This window comes from Tardiphaga sp. GW822-FHT04G09, from assembly GCF_058800725.1.
Genome location: NZ_JBXAMO010000004.1, coordinates 22,871 through 40,055, shown reverse-complemented (window position 1 = coordinate 40,055; position 17,185 = coordinate 22,871). Strand labels below are relative to the sequence as shown.

Below are 17,185 nucleotides of genomic sequence, written 5' to 3'. Positions count from 1 at the left end.
GAGGGAATGGACCGCGGTGACAGCATCGTGGTTTCGACAGCGCCTTCTTTCAAACGCGATAGGCTCAATATAGCGAGCTAAACGCGGTGATACGGGTGGCCAGCCAGAATAGTGGCGGCCCGGTAAATCTGTTCCAGAAGCATGACGCGAACCATTTGATGCGGCCAGGTCGCCGAGCCGAAGGCAATGCTGAGTTTGGCTTTGCTCCGCAATTCGGGCGAAAGTCCGTCCGCCCCGCCAATGACAAAAACATTATATGGCACCGATTCGTCCCGCCACTTCCCGATATGGCGGGCGAAACTGGCGCTATCGACGCTACTGCCACGTTCGTCGAGCGCGACTAACACAGCCTTTTCCGGAATCAGTGCCGAAATCGCCGCTGCTTCCTCATGGATCCGGGTCGCCGCATCGCGCGCGCGGCTTTCCGAAATTTCATGAATCGCCAAACCGCGAAAGCCGAGCTTGCGGCCGATATCGTCGAAGCGATCACGGTACCGTTCCGCGAGCTCGCGTTCCGGACCCTGCTTAAGCTTGCCGATGGAGATCACAACCAGATGCATCGGCGCAGACTAGCACGCGCCGCGCCGTTGCCGAATGCCTGCTGGCTCAAACAGCCTTCAGATCGATCCGCGGTTCATCCGACGGGCTCTGCGTCCACAAACGTTCCAGATTGTAGAATTCGCGAACTTCAGGCCGGAAGACGTGCAGGATGACTTCGCCGGTATCGATCAGCACCCAATCGCAATTGGACAGGCCTTCGACATGCAGCTTTTTCTGACCGGCTTCCTTGAGACCCTTGGCGACATTCTCGGCCACCGCGCCGACATGGCGGTTCGACCGGCCGGTGGTCACGACCATGTAATCGGAGAAAGCCGACTTACCGCGCAGATCGATGGTCACCGTTTCCTCGGCCTTCATGTCGTCAAGGCGGGAGAGAACGAGATTGAGCGTTTCGGTCGCGGTGTCGCGCATCGCCGTAGTTGATTTCTTCGCCTTGGGCGAAGCAACCTTCTTCGGAATGACAGCCTTCGGTGCAGCTTTTGCAGCAGCAGGTGTCTTGGCTGCACCCTTCGGCTTTGCGGTTTTGGTTGCGGCAGCCTTTTTGGGCGCGGCAGCCTTCTTTACCGAAGCGGACTTCTTGGGTGGGACAACCTTGGACGAGGTTTTCTTGGCGCCCGTCTTGGACAATACAGAAGTGGCCAGAGGACCATTCCTTTCACTGTATTGGGACGCCGAATCCGACGCCCGGTGAAATCAAGTATGCATGTGGGAATGCCGGATTCAATATTCCAGCGCCCGCCCTATAGCACTTATCGGGCGAGTGTTGTGGAATTACGTCTTCCAGCTGCCATCCGGGTTCCGCAGCCGGGTGGAGGACAGATTTAGCTTCAAACCGGTCAGAAATACCCATGCGGGGGGCTTCAGGTCGGCCAATGACCCAGCATCCTGCTCCGGTATCCGGTAACGGCCGAGGGCCTGGGCGGCGGTCGATGCCAGTCCCTGGAAGCTCTGCGGCGGCCGGTCGATGACCGCAAAGGGCACCTCTCCGGCAATTACCTGCCAGCTCTCCCAACGGTGAAACTGGGCGAGATTGTCGGCACCCATGATCCAGACAAATCGTGCTTGCGAACATCGACGTCGGAGGTAGCTGATGGTGTCGACAGTATAGCGCGTACCGATGACACTCTCGAGACAGGTGACATCGATGCGCGGATGATCAGCCATCGCCCGCGCTGCAGCCGCGCGCGCGGCGAGATCGTGCAGATTGCGCTGATCCTTGAGCGGATTGCCCGGCGACACCAGCCACCAGACGCGATCGAGCCGCAGCCGCTTCATCGCGAACAGGCTGATGGCCCGATGCGCGGCGTGCGGCGGATTGAACGATCCGCCGAGCAGGCCGATCCGCATGCCGGGACTATGCGGCGGTATGCCCTGCGCCGGCGGGACTGAATGCGACTCCAATTCAGTCTCCACGCGCCCACGCGCACATTATCACGGCCGGGTCTGTCCGGTGCCGTGAATGCGATACTTGAAACTGGTGAGCTGCTGGGCGCCGACCGGGCCGCGCGCATGGAATTTGCCGGTGGCGATTCCGATTTCCGCGCCGAAGCCGAATTCGCCGCCATCGGCGAACTGCGTCGACGCGTTATGCAGCACGATCGCCGAATCCACTTCGTTGAGAAACTTCGTGGCCACGGCGACGTCCTCGGTGACGATCGCATCGGTATGGTGCGAGCCGTGATCGCGAATATGCGCGAGCGCATCGTCCACACCGTCGACGACCCTCGCCGAGATGATCGCATCTTCGTATTCGGTGTCCCAATCCTCGTCCGTTGCAGGCTTGACGCGCGCATCGGCCTGCTGCACGGCGGCGTCGCCGCGCACCTCGCAGCCGGCGTCGATCAGCATTTCCACCAGCGGCTTGAGATGCGTGCCTGCCACCGCGCGGTCGATCAGCAGCGTTTCCGTCGCGCCGCAGACACCGGGACGGCGCATCTTCGCATTCAACACGATCGACTTCGCCATATCGAGCCTGGCGGCGCGATCGACATAGACGTGATTGACGCCTTCGAGATGGGCGAACACCGGCACGCGCGCTTCGGCCTCGACGCGCGCGACCAGGCTCTTGCCGCCGCGCGGCACGATCACATCGACGCCGCCATTGAGGCCGGTGAGCAGCAATCCGACCGCCGCACGATCGCGCGTCGGGACCAGCGTAATCGCGGCTTCCGGCAGACCGGCTTCACGCAGGCCCTGCACCAGACATTCGTGAATCGCTCGGCACGACCGGAAACTGTCCGAGCCGCCGCGCAGGATCACGGCATTGCCGGATTTCAGGCAGAGCACGCCGGCATCCGCCGCAACATTCGGACGGCTCTCGAAAATCACTGCGACGACGCCGAGCGGCACGCGCACGCGTTCGATGGTCATGCCATTCGGCCGCTGCCAGCTTTCGGTCACGGCGCCGACGGGATCGGCGATGTCATGAATGACACGGATGCCATCCGCCATCGCATGCACGCGCGCCTCGGTCAGGGTCAGCCGGTCGATAAAGGCCGATGTGGCGCCATTGGCGCGCACTTCGGCGACATCCTCGGCATTGGCCGCCAGAATCGCCGGCGCGCCGGCGCGGATCGCGCGTTCCATGGCCGCAAGGGCCTGATTCTTCTGCTCCGCCGGGGCCACCGCCAACGCACGCGCAGCCGCACGGGCGCTCCGGGCGAGGTCGTTCATCAGGACGGGCAAATCAGCCGATCCGTCGATGGCTTTCAGCGAGGCGGTCATAAGGGGGCTCAAACTACCAAAATAGGACTATCCATCCCAAAATAGGGACTCCGGGGAGCAAGGTCAAAGCGTGTTCGCCATCACCCGGCGGCGGTGCGCTCGCGGATCGATTGCGCCACGAGCTGGATGCCGCGGTAAAGCGCCCGACCGGCCGGCGACAGGTCACGCCCGACACGCCGGATCAGATACAGGTCGCGCTCGATCACCGGATCGAGCAGCCTGCGGAAGGTCAGCACAGGATGGTCGGTCGCGGGCAACGCCAGACCCGGCAACGGCGCCACGCCGACACCGGCCTCGACCATGGCAAGCAAGGTCGCCGGGTGTTCGGCCTCATGCAGCGGGCTGCTGCGGCCGAGTTCCTGCAGGCCGCGTTCCATTTCCAGCCGGATGCCGGTGCCGGTCGCCATCGCGATCATGCCTGCGGCGACGCCGTCTACCCAGTTGACGGCGTCTTGTGACGCCAGCGCGTGATCCCGTCGCATCACCAGCGCAAACCGGTCGGTCACGAGTTTCGTCGCGTCGAGATCGGCATCTTCGCCCGGGACATTGGCGATACCGAGCTCGGCATCGCCGCTGCGCAGCCCGGCAATGATCTGATGCCGTGACACCTCCTTGAGCGTCACGCTCACCATGGGATATTCGCGCTGGAAGTTCGCCAGCACCACCGGCATCAGGCGCAATGCCACCGACGGCACACAAGCCACCGTCACATGGCCGCGGCGATGCTCGCGCAGGTCTCGCAAATCCTGAAGCTGGTGATCGAGATCCGCCAGCAGGCGCTGGATGCCGGGCAGGAATTCGACACCGACCTTGCTGAGCTGAACGCTGCGCGTTGTCCGGTCCAGCAGCCGGACCTGCAACTCATCCTCAAGCTGGCGAACAGCCTGGCTGAGGGCAGATTGGGAGACGCCAAGTTTCCGCGCGGCCCGGCTGAAACTGCCAGCCTGAACCACCTCGACAAAGGCGCGGAGCTGCCGAAGATCCACATTCATAAGCATTACAAATAAATATATCTATTTTTCCCGACTTGTTAATGAAATTGACGGGTGCAAGAATTTTATGCGAAATACCGCTGCGGCTAAAAATTATGCAGCGCATCATCTGACATCGGCAATGGCGGCGAGGGACAGAGGCATGATCGACAGGCGCAACCTACTCAAATATTCGCTCATCGGCGCCGCAGTCGCCCCGTTCGCTGGTCTGGGCGGAGCGGCCTTTGCCGCCGGCCGCAAGGTGCTGGTGTCCGAAGCCATCCGGCTTGGCATGTATGCCTCGCTCTATGTCGCTGCCGACAAGGGCCTGTTCGCCAAACATGGCCTCGACACGGATCTCTCGACCGCCGGCGGCATCGCCCTGCCGGTGCCGATCCTGCTGTCCGGCCGCGGCCAGATCGGCGTCACCAGCCCTGGCATGTCGGTCAACGCCACGCGCGAAGGCGGCAAGATCAAGAATATCGCCAAGATCGTCGGCGGCGTGTCGATGTGGGGAATGACCCGCCCGGACACCAAGATCACCACCATCGACGATCTGCGCGGCAAGACCATCGCGACGCTGAAATTCCCGTCCTCGACGATCCAGGTTCCGACCTATGCGATGAAGACGGTCGGCAAGTTCGATCCCAAGGAAGCCGGCGTCACCTTCCTGGAATTGCCCCCCGGAGCCCAGGCCGCAGCCGTCAAGGATGGCCGCGCCGACATCGCCACCGCATTCGAATGGGACATCAGCATCGGCGCCGAACAGTTCGGCCTCGTGCCCTCGCTGTCATTCGCCGATCTGCTTGGGCCGCTGTGTTTTACCACGGCCATGGCCACCGAAGACGTGATCGCCTCCAATCCGGAGGCGGTGCAGGGCTTCTGTAACGCCATCGCCGAAGCGCAGAAGATGATGCACGAGAACAACGCCGTCTTCACCGAGGTGGCAGCGAAGTACTTCCCGAAAGTCGCGCCCTCGGTGGTCGCAAATGCGACGAAGAATTTCTTCGGCAGCAAGACGGCGATCCCGAAAAACCCGACCATTTCCGCCGAGGAATGGGATCGCGCGATGTTGCTCGAACAGGGCGGCGGCGCCGTCTCTACGACGTTGCCCTATACGCAGATGGTCGACAATCGCTTCGCCGAGAAAGCGACCAAGGAATTCGGACTCGCGTGATGTCGGTCTCCACCAGCTTTCCGCCGGAACGACGCTACGTCACCTTGCCCGCACGCCCCGAACCGTTGCGGCTCGCGGTCGAGGAGACTGCAGTCGTCGTGGTCGACATGCAGAACGCCTACGCATCACCGAACGGCTATCTCGATCTGGCCGGCTTCGATATTTCCGGCGCCAAGGCAGCGATTGTCGCAATCAAGGACACAGTGGACGTCGCACGCGAGGCCGGCGTCACCGTGATCTACTTCCAGAACGGCTGGGACGCGGACTATGTCGAAGCCGGCGGTCCGGGATCCCCGAACTGGCACAAGTCGAACGCACTCAAGACCATGCGCGCACGCCCGGAATTGCACGGCAGCCTGCTTGCCAAGGGTGGTTGGGATTATGCGCTGGTCGACGACCTCAAACCGCGGCCGGGCGACATCGTTGTGCCGAAGCCGCGCTATAGCGGCTTCTTCAACAGCCAGTTCGACAGCATCCTGCGCGCGCGGGGCATCCGCAATCTGGTGTTCTGCGGCATCGCCACCAATGTCTGCGTTGAGTCGACACTGCGCGACGGCTTCCATCTCGAATATTTCGGCGTGATGCTCGAAGACGCCACGCATCAGGCGGGGCCTGACTACGTCCAGAAAGCTACCGTCTTCAATATCGAAACCTTTTTCGGCTGGGTGTCGAGCACCGCCGATTTCCGCCGCGCATTTGCGCAGACTGAACCCTCCACCAAAGCCTGAGGATCCCATGACAGATCGCGCGATCATTCCGCCCGGCACTCATCCGCCGCTCGCACCTTACTCGCCCGGCATGATGGCCGATGGCGTGATCTATGTGTCCGGCACGCTGGCCTTCGACAAGAATAACGACGTCGTTCATGTCGGCGATGCGGCAGCGCAGACCCGGCACATCCTCGAGACCATCAAGAGCGTGCTGACCGCAGCCGGCGCGACGATGGCCGACATCACCTTCAACTCCATCTTCGTGACCGACTGGGCCAATTACGGCGCCGTCAACAAGGTCTATGCCGAATACTTCCCCGGCGAGAAGCCGGCCCGCTACTGCATCCAGTGCGGATTGGTAAAGCCGGATTGCCTCGTCGAGATCGCGTCGATCGCGCACAAGCGAGCTTGATGTGACGACCATCGAAGCCACCCCGGCCAATGTCGAGCGGCGGCTGATGCCGCCGGTGCTGCGGATCGCACTCCTGCAAGTGGCACTGCTGGCCGTACTGCTTGCAGCCTGGGAAATTGCGATCAGCTTCAAATGGATCGCCGTCTATCTCTACGGACGGCCCAGCGGAATCTTCGCCAAGGCTTCGATTCTGATCGCCAACGGAGAGCTCCTGCGCGACGCCGCACTGACCGCCTGGGAAGCCATCGCCGGCTTCCTGATCGGCACCATCGCCGGCAGTGCAGTTGGCCTGTTGCTCTGGCTGTTTCCGACCAGCGCAGCGGTGCTGCGTCCCTATCTCATCGCGCTCAACGGCTTGCCGAAGATTGCACTCGCTCCCTTGATTATCGTGTGGTTCGGAATCGGCATCTCGTCGAAGATCGCCATCGCCGCCATCATCACCTTCATCGTCGCCGTGATCACCGCACAGCAGGGCGCCAAGGAGGTCGATAGCGACCTGATTAAATTGATGCGCTCGCTCGGCGCCAGCCGCTGGAAGACATGGCGAACCGTCGTCATTCCGGGCGCCATGCCGTGGATCGTGTCCGCCTTCCGTCTCAATGTCGGCTTCGCGCTGATCGGTGCGGTGGTCGGCGAATACATCGCCTCGAAAGAGGGCCTCGGCTACATGATCTACTACGCCGGCGTGCTCTACGATTTGAACGCCGTCTGGGTCGGCATCGCCGCGCTCATGGCTGTGGCGCTGCTGATGTACGGCGCGATCGACCTTCTCGAACGCCGACTGCGCTTCTGACTTTTCATCGCTCGAACCTGCAAGACAAGCCATGCCCTATGCAAGCGGCGGTGACGCCGACATCTTTTACGAAACTCATGGACACGGAACGGCGATCCTCATGTCGGCGGGCATGGGCGGCAGCGGGTCGTTCTGGACGCCGCAGGTCGCAGCGCTCGCGCAGCACCACCAGGTCATTCTCTACGACCATGTCGGTACCGGTCGCAGCGCGAGTAGCAACGCACCACCGCGATCGATCGCCGGCATGGCCGATGACATCGTGCATGTGCTCGACCACGCCGGTGTCAGCAATGCGCATGTGGTGGGCCATGCCATCGGCGGCATCGTCGGAATTGAGCTTGCGCTGCGCGATCCCGCGCGCCTGCGCAGCCTGGTGGTGGTGAACGGCTGGGGCCGCGCCGATCCGTTCCTGCGGCGCTGCTTCGAGGTCCGCAAGCAGATCCTGAATCAGTCGGGTCCGAAAGCCTATGTGCGGGCGCAGCCGCTGTTTCTCTATCCGCCGCAATGGATTTCAGAAAACGCCGCGCAGCTCGACGCGGAAGAAGAGCGCATCCTCGCGCACTTCCCGGCGGCGGCCACGATGAATGCGCGCATCGATATGTTTCTCGCCTTCGACCCCGGCGACGCTCTCGCGACCATTGCAACACCCACACTGCTGGCCTCGTCGCGGGACGACAGCCTGGTGCCGGCCTATCTGACACAACAACTGGCTGCCGCCATTCCCGGCGCACGTGTTCGCGAGGTGGAATGGGGCGCCCATGCCTTCACCGCCGTAACCCCCGATGTTTTCAACAACATGCTGCTCGGCTTCTGCAGCGAGGTGGATGCATGAACGTCATGACGCAAATCGCAACGTCGTCGTCCACGTCCGCTGTACTCAAGGCCGAGCAGGTCGGCGCATCGTTCGGAAGCGGCAAGCAGTTTGTCGAGGCCATCCGCAACGTCAGCTTCGAACTCCGGCAGGGCGAAACGCTCGCCATTGTCGGCCCGTCCGGCTGCGGCAAGTCCACATTGTTCAATGTCATTGCCGGCTTGCTGAAGCCGACGCGCGGCCATGTGGAGGTCGCAGGCATCCGCGTCGACGATGCCGCAGGACATGTCGGCTACATGCTTCAGAAGGACCTGCTGCTGCCGTGGCGTTCCGTCATCGACAATGTGATGCTCGGGCTGGAGGTGCGCGGGGCCCCGCGACAGACCTCGCGCGAGATCGCCATGAAACTGATCCGCGCCTACGGCCTCGCCGGTTTCGAGAACGCCAAGCCCGCAACCTTGTCAGGCGGCATGCGGCAGCGCGTGGCAATCATGCGCACGCTGGCGTTCGATCCGCAGGTCATCCTGCTGGATGAGCCGTTCTCGGCGCTGGACTTCCAGACCCGGTTGCTGCTGCAGGCCGACGTGTCACGCATCATCGCCGAAAACGGCAAGAGCGCCATTCTGGTGACCCATGACATCGGCGAAGCCATCGCCATGGCCGACCGGGTTCTGGTGCTCAGCGCCCGTCCGGCGACCGTGCGCGCGCTCCACGTCATCGATCTGCCCAAGGCAGGCCGCGATCCTGTGGCGCTGCGCACCGACGCTGCCTTCCAGGCCTATTTCGCCGCGATCTGGGCCGATCTGGAAATGCCAGCCACGGCCGCGTGAGGCACCAAGGCTGCGACTGACTGTTGCGACTGAGAGGTATGGCGCCGAAGCGCAAATGGTGCGCCATTCAGAACAAAACTACGAACTCGTATGTTATTGAAATAATTATATGATTTTTTCTCATAACTGGCTGATGTAATATAAGTTGCAGGGACTCGAATAGATCACAGGCACGAACCAGCTGATGCGGATGAATACGTCGGTATCGAATGTGATGTGGCTGCGGTCAAACAGCGCGTCCAAGCCCGTCGACTTCAAGGAGTTGCTGCGGAAGAAGCCCGACGGCGGCACCACCAACATCCGCCGGTTGAACAGTAAACATTTGGAAGCGGTTGGCCGCTTAAACAGCGCGCGGAGTCCGATGTCCGGCAGCAAGTTCTGATTCCTGAATGTATCTGCGATACGCGTAGCTTTCGCTCAGAAAACCGATGATTTCCCGGTTTGTATAAGCCTTCAAGACCGGCAGAACGTCCGCCTCCGCCTGTTCAAATGCGTGGAGCGCGTCCTTGATGTTCATATCGGGCAACAGCACGGTTTCGGAATTATGCATCAGCGTGCCGACGGTCTGGTGGCCGGCAGCGGCGTCGATATCACCCGCAAAAATGTCGGAAAGCATGGCCGTTCCGACGTATTTTCCCGAGGCGTTCGAGACAAAGATGGCTTGATGCGACCCTAAACGAAACTCAAGTCTGCACACCGCGATGGTGGCCGTAGCCGGCATCGTGGGAACGTCGGTCCGCATCATAGATTTCACCGTCAGGCCGCGATGCCAGCCGATATCGTCCGCACCGCGGATGGTCTCGCCCCGCAGATGCAGCCGCCATGTTGAAAATGAATGGCCGAACGTGCTGCGCACCAGGACGCTGCTGACGATACAGGCCAGCAGCACCGCAGCCGTTAACTCAAAATTTCGTGTCATCTCCAAAACAAGAAACGCCATCGTCAACGGCCCGCCGACGATGGCGACGCCAAGCGTCGCCATTCCGGTCAAGGCGCTGGTGATTGGATCGAGACTGATGCCGAACCCGAATGAGGCCAGTGCCAGTTGGTAGAATTTCCCGATCAGACAGCCGACAAAAAGCGAAGCGAAGAACAGGCCACCGCGAAAGCCGGACGCGAGTGAAATCACGCAGGCCAGGATCTTTAGGCCGGCAATCGTCGCGATCGTCAGCATCGTCATGCGCGCGTCGAGATCGAGCGCCATCGCGCCATGCCCAGCGGCGAGAACCTGCGGTGTGTAGATCGCCATCGCGCCGACACAAACCCCGCCAAGCGCGGGCTTCAGCCAAAAGGGAATCCATTTCTGGTTGAACAGTCGCTCGGCATATGCGGCTGCATACATCACGCCGATGCCGGCCACGCCGCAGATCAACCCCAGAACAGCCAGCCCGGTCGATTGGCCGAAGTCTCCTGTGCCGGCCGCGACGAGATCGAACGAGTAAGGATGCTGTCCGAATTGGCCGGACACCAGTGCCCCCGAAAGGGCGGCAATGAGGAAAGGCGCCGCGTTGCTGACGGAATAGGACCCTACGACAAGCTCGCACGCATAGAACACACCAGTCAACGGCGCATTGAACGCCGCTGCAATCGCGGCAGCGGCGCCGCATCCCACCATTGTGCGCATGTCGTTGCGGCGCAGCTTGAAAGCCCGCCCGATCCAGGATGCGACGCCTGCGCCGATCTGCGTGTAGCCGGCCTCAAGGCCGACAGACGCGCCAGATCCATTCGATATGAGAGTTTGGCAGCTCACGACGAAACTGTCGCGCAATGAGAGATGACCGCCGCGCAGGGCATTGGCCTCCACAGGATCGGCGGCATTGGACAGCTTCCACCGACGCCGCGACCATTCCATCGCGGCCAGCAGCAAGCCGCCAGCCACCGGCGCCGCGATCGCGGCAACGGGACTGACGGCCGAATGCGCGCTTAGCCGCACATCGATCGGAATGCCGTAGATGACCACATGGGCGAGCTGCGCGGCCCAGCTCATCGCCGACACCAGCACGCCGCCGGCGCATCCGATCACCAGCGCGAGCGGTAACAGGAAAATTTCATGTCCACGAACAAACCCACGGATACGTCCGGCCAGATTCGACAGGTCTGAGATGGGAGCCAACGCGTCGCCCCTCTACAACTTGCCGGTCAGATTGCGGTGGAAGGCTTCGCTGCGATCATCGAGCCCGCGCAGCGTGATCGCGCGGCCATGCGTCCTGTATTTCGTCTCGATTGCATCCAGTGCGGCGACGCTCGACGCGTCCCAAATTTGGGAATGCGTGAGATCGACGACGATCGTTTCAGGATCGCTCGCATAGGAAAACTGTTCGACGAGATCGTGGCTGCTGCCGAAGAACAGCGGGCCGCGGACATCGTAACAAACCGCGGTGCCATCCTTGCTCGGTGTGCGCTCGATGCGAATGACGTAGGCGATGCGGCGGGCAAACAACGCCATCGCAAGCAATACGCCGCCGGCGACGCCCAGCGCGAGATTTCCGGTCGCGACGGTGATGATCACCGTGAGCAGCAGGACCATCGTCTCCGGGAGCGGCATCCGCTTCAACGTGGGCAGGCTCATGCTGCGCCAGTCGAACGTCTTGACGGCGACGATCATCATGACGGCCGCAAGAGCGACCATCGGAATCTGCGCCATCAGATCGCTTAGAATCGTCACCAGCAAAAGCAGCACGACGGCAGCAGCCGCAGTAGACAGCCGCGTTCTGCCGCCACCGATCCTGACGTTGACGACGGTCTGCCCGATCATCGCGCAACCGGCGATGCCGCCATAGAATCCCGCTGCGATATTGGCGATGCCAAGCGCCCAGGATTCACGGCTCTTGTCGGAGCGCGTATCGGTCAGACCATCGGCGAGTTTCGCTGTCAGCAACGTTTCGAGCAGACCGACGAATGCGACGCTCAGCGCGGTCGGCCAGATGATGTCCAGCGTTGCAAAATTGAGCGGCACCAGGAATTGCGTCAATCCCGGCAGGCCCGGCGCCATCGCGCCTTGGCCAGCGACCGTCGGCACCGCAAGATGCCCTACAATGACGATGGTGGTAACCACTACGATCGCCACCAGCGCGGAGGGAATCGTGGTGGTGATCCTTGTGTTAATTCTTGGGAACAGAAGAACGATCGCGACCGTCGCCGCGAATAGTGGATAAACCATCCATGGTACGTTGATGATATGCGGTACCTGCGCGAAAAAAATCAGGATGCCGAGCGCATTGACGAAGCCGATCATGACCGACCGTGGAATGAAGCGGGTCAGCCGCGCGAGCCCGAAGGCCCCGAAGGCGATTTGGACCATTCCTGCGAGCAGAACCGTCGGAAGGATGTAGCCGACGCCGTGCAGTTTCACCATCGGTCCGATGACGAGCGCAATCGACCCCGCCGCGGCCGTCACCATGCCCGGCCGTCCGCCGATCACGGACATCACAAGGCCCAGCACGATCGACGCGATGAGCGCGGCTTTCGGATCGACGCCCGAAATGAAAGAAAACGAGATCACCTCCGGAATTAGCGCCAGAGCGGTGACGACGCCGGCAAGCGTTTCGCGTGCCGCCTGTTGAGGCGAACGCAGCACGGATGTCAGCGAGGGTGAGTCTTCCAGTGCTACTTGGACGGATGCGTGGGTTGCGGTCGTCATGTCAGGCTGCATCGCGAGGTGCGCGCACCACGCAACGAAATCCGATGTGGCAGGTGGACGTGTCAGCGGTTTCGCCCTGTCGCGCGGCGGGTCGAAAGCGCAGGCAATAATTCGGCGCACACAGATGCGAACCGCCTTTCACAACGCGCGGCACGCCCTGCGGCTCGGGGTCGTTGCGATGGCAGCACGATATTTCAGCATCGCGCCTCGCGGCGTAGGGAGAAGCGGTCCACTCCCAGACGTTCCCAACGACATCGTAAAGGCCGTATCCATTGGCAGGGAACGAGCTGACGGGCGAAGTGCCCTCATAGCCGTCTTCTGCTGAATCGTCATAGGGGAAGTGCCCCTGCCAGGTGTTCGCCATGAACATTCCGCCGGGATTTGACTCGTTGCCCCACGGATAGGTTGCCCCGTCGAGGCCGCCGCGCGCGGCGAATTCCCACTCGGCTTCGGTCGGCAAATCCTTTTTGGCCCAAGTCGCGTAGGCGCGGGCGTCTTCATAGGTTACGTGCACGACGGGATGCGAGGCTTTGCCCTCAATGGAACTGCCGGGACCGGAAGGTTGCCGCCAGTTCGCGCCAGGCCGATACTCCCACCACACGCGATTGTCGCGCAGGCTCACCGGGCGTTGCGGCTTGACGAAAACCAGCGAGCCCGGGACCAGGCATTCGGCGGCTGCATCGGGATACATTTCAGGCGACGGCGGCCGTTCGGAAAACGTGACGTAGCCCGTCGCATCGACGAAACGAAGAAACGCTGCATTGGTAACGGGCGAGGTATCCATCCAGAACGCTTCGACGGCTTCGGAATGCACCGGCCGCTCTTCGCGATAGAACGCTTCCGATCCCATTAGAAAAACGCCACCGGGAATCCAGGCCATGCCGTCCCGGTGGTCTTGCATTGGGCGAACCGCCGCCACCCGGCCGTCTGCACGCGCAGATGAAGGTTTCGCGCAGCAGGCGATGTCGGCGTTCGTCATGGTCGTCTCTCTTTTCAGATCGTGTGGTATTGCTTCGGCACGAAGTCGAGATCGGACCCCGGCGGAATTAACTCTTCCTTCTTCACGCTGTCATCAAAAGCGCGGACGATGCGATGCGCATGCTGCATCACCCACCAGCGCACATAGCGCTGGTTGACTGCTTCACGTTCCTTCGGGTCTTCCTTCAAATGCGTGATGCGGGCGAAGCCGAGCGGCAGCTCGGGGTCGTGAAAGTGCTGCTGACGCTTGAAGTTGATCTTGAAGTCCTTCCACTTCACCGCATGCAGTTCGTCCTTGAGCCAGACGATGCAGGACTCGCGATTAGAGGTCTCCTGCTTGCCCAGGAAGAACGGCGTTTGATCGACGCCATCGATCAGACGGTCTTTCGGCGGTTCGCAGCCGACGAACTTCAGCAGCGTCGTGAACATGTCGGTGACATGCACCATTTCGTTGCTCTCGGTACCTGCTGCGATGTGACCCGGCCAGCGGATCAGCAGTGGCGTGCGGATGCCACCTTCGGCCGAACTGAAGTAAGAGCCGTCGAAAAAGCCGCCGGTGCCGCGGCCGGCGAGATGATCCTCGGCGCCGTTGTCGCCGCACATCACAACGATCGTGTTGTCGCGCACGCCAAGCTCGTCGAGCTTGTCGAGCAGAACGCCGAAGTCATGATCGAGCATCAGCAGGCAGTCCCCCCATTCGCCATTGTCGCTCTTACCGACGAATTCGTCGCGTGGGCTCATCGGAAAGTGCATCAGCGAGTGGTTGAAGTAGCAGTAGAATGGCTTATCGTCCTTGACCGCCTTCTCCATGAATTTAAGCGCGCGGTTTTGGTATTCTAGATCGCACGTTTTCTTAGTTTCCATGGTGAGTTGCTGGTCCAGCACGGGCCATGCACCCTTGCCCTTCACTCCTTCATGCATATGCGAAAAGCCGTCGCGTTCCGGAACGTAGTGCGGGTCTTCCAGCCACATGCATTCGTCGTAGGTGCGGAGCGGTCCATACCACTCATCGAAGCCGTGGTCGGTCGGGAAGCGGCCGTCCTCGGCGCCGATATGCCATTTGCCGTAGATCGACGAGGTGTATCCGGCCTCGGCCAGGATGGACGCGATCGTCCGCTCCCATTGCACGAGGCCGCCGCCGTTGCCTCCGAGCGCAATCGTGTGGTTGCCCGAGCGAATGGGGAACCGGCCGGTCATGAGCGCCGACCGCGTCGGCGTGCACTGCGGCTCGACAACGTAGTGCGTCAGCTTTGCGCCTTCCTTGGCGAACGTGTCCATGCGCTTGGTGTCCGCGCCGCGCAGTTTACCGCCGCCGTAGCAACCGAGTTCGCCCATGCCGAGGTTGTCGACGTGGAAGAAGAGGATGTTCGGTGTTTTAGCCATTTTGTACTCCAAGCTGTGACGCGTTTCGCGTCTCTTCGTCGGTTCAGGTGCGCGTGCGGCGCTTTGCGGCGCGCAATCACAAGCTGCGAACGTGAGGCGATCACCTGTTGGATGAGCCGCCGTTGCACTTGCATTTTTAACGCAAAAGGGCCGGCTTGAAATCGAACTCGCTTCAATTGCGGCAATTCGTTTGCCGAGAAAACCGGGCTGCTTACGTACTGAGCAAGCGCAAGCGGGGCTTTGATGGGAGCTGGGTGGAATGCCGCGGCGATCGTCCGTTCGACTACGCATCCTTGCGATGGGTTGGGTGTCTGGTCCCTCAGTGTGGGGGAATCAGTTAAACTGACCCTCCATTCCGGGAGGGATTTATGGGACAGATAATCCATGGCAGCGCCACAACCACGCATGCCATCCGAGCGGCGATACACCGATCGAAGGCTCCGCTCAAAGAATTAGCCGCGCAGCACGGCCTGAACCAGAACACAGTTGCCAAGTGGCGCAAGCGGACATTTGTCCATTACGCGCCGATGGGCCCGAAGCCCGTTCGCTCGATGGTATAGACGGGCGAGCAGGAGGCGACGGTCGTCGTCTTCCGCAGGTGCTTACTTTTGCCGCTTCATGACTGCCTTTATGCCTTGCAGGCGACAATACCGCGCCTGGCGCAGTCATCCTTGCACCGTTGCCTACAGCGACACGAAACAGCCGCCTGCCCAACGTCGCCGGCGACAAGCCAGCAAACAGCCGTTCAAGGCATGCCCCATCGGATACTTCCATATCGACATCGCCGAGGTTCAGACCGAAGAGGGCAAGCTCTACCTCTTCTTAGCCGTGGACCGAATCGAGAAGTACACGTTCGCTAGACTGATGAAGAGGGCAACCAACGCCACCGCCAGGGCCTCCTAGACGAACTGGTCGAAGCCGTCTTCTACAAAATTCGCACCGTGCTTATCGACAACGGCATCCAATTTGCTGATTTGCCCAAGAACCGGGCCGGGTCCACCGCCATGTGGCGCGGCCATCCCTTCGACCGAATCTGCTGAAGCCACTGCATCGAGCATCGCCTCACCAAGCCCAACCATCCCTGGACCAACGGTCAGATCGAAAGGATGAACCGAACTTTGAAGGAAGCGACCGTACGGTGATATCACTACGAGACCCACCGCCAACTCGAAGATCACCTCTCCGCGGTTCTTGACGGCTATAACTTCTAGACGGCTGAAGACTCTACGCGGGCTCACTCCCTACGAACCCATCTGTAAAGCAAGGGCGAACGAGCCAGATCGCTTCAGACTCGATCCAGTACACTTGACCTCGGGACTGAACACCTGGCTCCAGAAACCGATCAACAGATCGGATTCACAACGAAACGCCAGCAGGGATCATGCCGCCTTTGACAGCGAGGCGACGTCATGAATCACCAATTTGCCGCGACTGACATCAAGAATTCCTTTTGTCTGTAGACGGCGCAGACCGATGGTGACCCATTGGCGGCTGGCACCGACCATGTGCGCAATCTCCACATGGGTGATCGGCGCCTTGATCACGATGTCCCCATTGCACTCCTCCCCGTACATTTCAATGAGGTGAAGAATCACCTGATTCATGCGTTGGCCGGCCGATCGCGTGCCGAGCATCTGCGCCATTGCCGAATAACAACGGCCCTTGAAGGCCATGGCCTCGATGAGCCCTACCGCAAGATTGGGGATTTTATTGCAAAGTGCGAGAAGCGCAGAGCTCGGCAGCATCAGAAGGCGCGTGTCGCGCACCGCGATTGCCGACCACATATTCGGCGACTCGCCGAATACATCGGGGCCACCGATGAAATTGCTCGCGAACCAGTAGGCGCGCGTGATCTCGCGGCCCGAGGGCGCAGTGTAGAACACTCGCACGCCTCCAGACTGAATGAAGTAGATGCCGCGCTGGATCTCACCCTGCCGAAATATCCGGGAGTGTCGTGTGGCCAGCTGCGGCGTGCAGCTTTTCATGACGAGGTCATGTTCAGATTTGTTCAGACGATCGAAGACCAGCGGCCGGTGTCTGCCCAATCTTTCCAAGCCTGACAGGATCAGAACGGGCGATCGGGCATCGTGGTTCGCATTAGACTGGAACATGACAGATTACTCCTTCGAGAGGACATCGAATTGGAGCAAGTTCTATGCCACGAAAGAAGGCCGATCCGCGACCGTTCCGTTCGC

The 17,185-nt window shown here is 61.1% G+C and carries 17 protein-coding genes and 3 pseudogenes; 9 read left to right on the top strand and 11 right to left on the bottom strand.

What is annotated here, in order from left to right:
- Positions 1 to 77: 77 nt before the first annotated feature.
- On the bottom strand, positions 78 to 560 hold the full coding sequence (gene rlmH, locus AC1RLZ_RS09325) for a 23S rRNA (pseudouridine(1915)-N(3))-methyltransferase RlmH (RefSeq protein ID WP_371422395.1): 483 nt from the start codon (positions 558 to 560) through the stop codon (positions 78 to 80).
- Between the two features lie 46 nt (positions 561 to 606).
- Positions 607 to 972 (bottom strand): ribosome silencing factor, encoded by a 366-nt coding sequence (rsfS, locus tag AC1RLZ_RS09320; RefSeq protein ID WP_371422399.1) that lies wholly within the window; start codon positions 970 to 972, stop codon positions 607 to 609.
- Between rsfS and AC1RLZ_RS09315 the strand changes: the two genes are divergently transcribed.
- Complete coding sequence (locus AC1RLZ_RS09315; RefSeq protein WP_493188422.1) at positions 944 to 1,252, top strand: hypothetical protein; 309 nt, start codon at positions 944 to 946, stop codon at positions 1,250 to 1,252. The two genes, rsfS and AC1RLZ_RS09315, sit on opposite strands and share 29 nt — an antisense overlap.
- Positions 1,253 to 1,332: 80 nt before the next feature.
- Here the strand turns inward: AC1RLZ_RS09315 and AC1RLZ_RS09310 are convergent, their stop codons facing one another.
- The 4 genes and pseudogenes from AC1RLZ_RS09310 to AC1RLZ_RS09295 form a co-directional block, all read right to left on the bottom strand.
- Positions 1,333 to 1,962, bottom strand: coding sequence for a nicotinate-nucleotide adenylyltransferase (locus AC1RLZ_RS09310; RefSeq protein ID WP_493188421.1), 630 nt, complete (start codon positions 1,960 to 1,962; stop codon positions 1,333 to 1,335).
- Positions 1,963 to 1,992: 30 nt separating this feature from the next.
- Positions 1,993 to 3,285 carry a glutamate-5-semialdehyde dehydrogenase gene (locus AC1RLZ_RS09305; RefSeq protein ID WP_493188420.1) on the bottom strand — a complete coding sequence of 431 codons (1,293 nt, stop codon included), beginning with the start codon at positions 3,283 to 3,285 and terminating at the stop codon, positions 1,993 to 1,995.
- 80 nt (positions 3,286 to 3,365) lie between these two features.
- The gene (locus AC1RLZ_RS09300) at positions 3,366 to 3,980 is read right to left on the bottom strand and encodes a LysR substrate-binding domain-containing protein (RefSeq protein WP_493188678.1); all 615 of its coding nucleotides are present in this window, start codon (positions 3,978 to 3,980) and stop codon (positions 3,366 to 3,368) included.
- A gap of 168 nt (positions 3,981 to 4,148) precedes the next feature.
- Positions 4,149 to 4,277: pseudogene (locus tag AC1RLZ_RS09295) on the bottom strand (LysR family transcriptional regulator); the annotation flags it as partial.
- 142 nt (positions 4,278 to 4,419) lie between these two features.
- Here AC1RLZ_RS09295 and AC1RLZ_RS09290 point away from each other — a divergent pair.
- The 7 genes and pseudogenes from AC1RLZ_RS09290 to AC1RLZ_RS09260 all read left to right on the top strand — a co-directional run.
- Entirely contained in the window at positions 4,420 to 5,433 is a 1,014-nt protein-coding gene (locus AC1RLZ_RS09290) for an ABC transporter substrate-binding protein (RefSeq protein ID WP_493188419.1), read from the top strand.
- Positions 5,433 to 6,161, top strand: a complete 729-nt coding sequence (gene rutB / locus AC1RLZ_RS09285) for a pyrimidine utilization protein B (RefSeq protein ID WP_493188418.1) — start codon at positions 5,433 to 5,435, stop codon at positions 6,159 to 6,161. Before AC1RLZ_RS09290 ends, rutB begins: the two co-directional genes overlap by 1 nt.
- Positions 6,162 to 6,168: 7 nt before the next feature.
- Entirely contained in the window at positions 6,169 to 6,555 is a 387-nt protein-coding gene (gene rutC / locus AC1RLZ_RS09280; RefSeq protein ID WP_371425128.1) for a pyrimidine utilization protein C, read from the top strand.
- A 1-nt stretch (position 6,556) separates the two neighbouring features.
- On the top strand, positions 6,557 to 7,348 hold the full coding sequence (locus tag AC1RLZ_RS09275) for an ABC transporter permease (RefSeq protein WP_371425129.1): 792 nt from the start codon (positions 6,557 to 6,559) through the stop codon (positions 7,346 to 7,348).
- A gap of 31 nt (positions 7,349 to 7,379) precedes the next feature.
- Positions 7,380 to 8,180: a pyrimidine utilization protein D gene (gene rutD / locus AC1RLZ_RS09270; RefSeq protein ID WP_371425130.1), complete on the top strand. Its 801-nt coding sequence runs from the start codon at positions 7,380 to 7,382 to the stop codon at positions 8,178 to 8,180.
- 5 nt (positions 8,181 to 8,185) lie between these two features.
- The gene (locus AC1RLZ_RS09265) at positions 8,186 to 8,989 is read left to right on the top strand and encodes an ABC transporter ATP-binding protein (RefSeq protein ID WP_371425131.1); all 804 of its coding nucleotides are present in this window, start codon (positions 8,186 to 8,188) and stop codon (positions 8,987 to 8,989) included.
- 241 nt (positions 8,990 to 9,230) lie between these two features.
- Positions 9,231 to 9,311 (top strand): annotated as a pseudogene (locus AC1RLZ_RS09260) (SOS response-associated peptidase); the annotation flags it as partial.
- 18 nt (positions 9,312 to 9,329) lie between these two features.
- On the opposite strand, the gene AC1RLZ_RS09255 reads toward AC1RLZ_RS09260, so the two are convergent.
- From AC1RLZ_RS09255 to AC1RLZ_RS09240, 4 genes are all read right to left on the bottom strand, one after another.
- Positions 9,330 to 11,102, bottom strand: coding sequence for a chloride channel protein (locus tag AC1RLZ_RS09255; RefSeq protein WP_493188417.1), 1,773 nt, complete (start codon positions 11,100 to 11,102; stop codon positions 9,330 to 9,332).
- A 12-nt stretch (positions 11,103 to 11,114) separates the two neighbouring features.
- Positions 11,115 to 12,629 carry a SulP family inorganic anion transporter gene (locus tag AC1RLZ_RS09250; protein WP_493188416.1) on the bottom strand — a complete coding sequence of 505 codons (1,515 nt, stop codon included), beginning with the start codon at positions 12,627 to 12,629 and terminating at the stop codon, positions 11,115 to 11,117.
- A gap of 1 nt (position 12,630) precedes the next feature.
- A complete protein-coding gene (locus tag AC1RLZ_RS09245) occupies positions 12,631 to 13,530 on the bottom strand; it encodes a formylglycine-generating enzyme family protein (RefSeq protein WP_493188415.1) in 900 nt (299 codons plus the stop codon).
- A 92-nt stretch (positions 13,531 to 13,622) separates the two neighbouring features.
- Positions 13,623 to 15,281, bottom strand: coding sequence for an arylsulfatase (locus tag AC1RLZ_RS09240; RefSeq protein WP_493188414.1), 1,659 nt, complete (start codon positions 15,279 to 15,281; stop codon positions 13,623 to 13,625).
- 77 nt (positions 15,282 to 15,358) lie between these two features.
- Between AC1RLZ_RS09240 and AC1RLZ_RS09235 the strand changes: the two are divergent.
- A pseudogene (locus AC1RLZ_RS09235) lies at positions 15,359 to 16,403 on the top strand (integrase core domain-containing protein).
- Here AC1RLZ_RS09235 and AC1RLZ_RS09230 read toward each other — a convergent pair.
- Positions 16,370 to 17,101, bottom strand: coding sequence for a Crp/Fnr family transcriptional regulator (locus AC1RLZ_RS09230; RefSeq protein ID WP_493188413.1), 732 nt, complete (start codon positions 17,099 to 17,101; stop codon positions 16,370 to 16,372). The pseudogene AC1RLZ_RS09235 and the gene AC1RLZ_RS09230 sit on opposite strands and share 34 nt — an antisense overlap.
- Between the last annotated feature and the right edge of the window lie 84 nt (positions 17,102 to 17,185).

Bases quoted from the DNA above. Each gene is read 5' to 3' on its own strand.
- rlmH (WP_371422395.1), bottom strand. From the start codon at position 560: ATGCATCTGGTTGTGATCTCCATCGGCAAGCTTAAGCAGGGTCCGGAA.
- rsfS (WP_371422399.1), bottom strand. From the start codon at position 972: ATGCGCGACACCGCGACCGAAACGCTCAATCTCGTTCTCTCCCGCCTT.
- AC1RLZ_RS09305 (WP_493188420.1), bottom strand. From the start codon at position 3,285: ATGACCGCCTCGCTGAAAGCCATCGACGGATCGGCTGATTTGCCCGTC.
- AC1RLZ_RS09290 (WP_493188419.1), top strand. From the start codon at position 4,420: ATGATCGACAGGCGCAACCTACTCAAATATTCGCTCATCGGCGCCGCA.
- rutB (WP_493188418.1), top strand. From the start codon at position 5,433: ATGTCGGTCTCCACCAGCTTTCCGCCGGAACGACGCTACGTCACCTTG.
- rutC (WP_371425128.1), top strand. From the start codon at position 6,169: ATGACAGATCGCGCGATCATTCCGCCCGGCACTCATCCGCCGCTCGCA.
- rutD (WP_371425130.1), top strand. From the start codon at position 7,380: ATGCCCTATGCAAGCGGCGGTGACGCCGACATCTTTTACGAAACTCAT.
- AC1RLZ_RS09265 (WP_371425131.1), top strand. From the start codon at position 8,186: ATGACGCAAATCGCAACGTCGTCGTCCACGTCCGCTGTACTCAAGGCC.
- AC1RLZ_RS09250 (WP_493188416.1), bottom strand. From the start codon at position 12,629: ATGACGACCGCAACCCACGCATCCGTCCAAGTAGCACTGGAAGACTCA.
- AC1RLZ_RS09245 (WP_493188415.1), bottom strand. From the start codon at position 13,530: ATGCAAGACCACCGGGACGGCATGGCCTGGATTCCCGGTGGCGTTTTT.
- AC1RLZ_RS09240 (WP_493188414.1), bottom strand. From the start codon at position 15,281: ATGCGTAGTCGAACGGACGATCGCCGCGGCATTCCACCCAGCTCCCAT.
- AC1RLZ_RS09230 (WP_493188413.1), bottom strand. From the start codon at position 17,101: ATGTTCCAGTCTAATGCGAACCACGATGCCCGATCGCCCGTTCTGATC.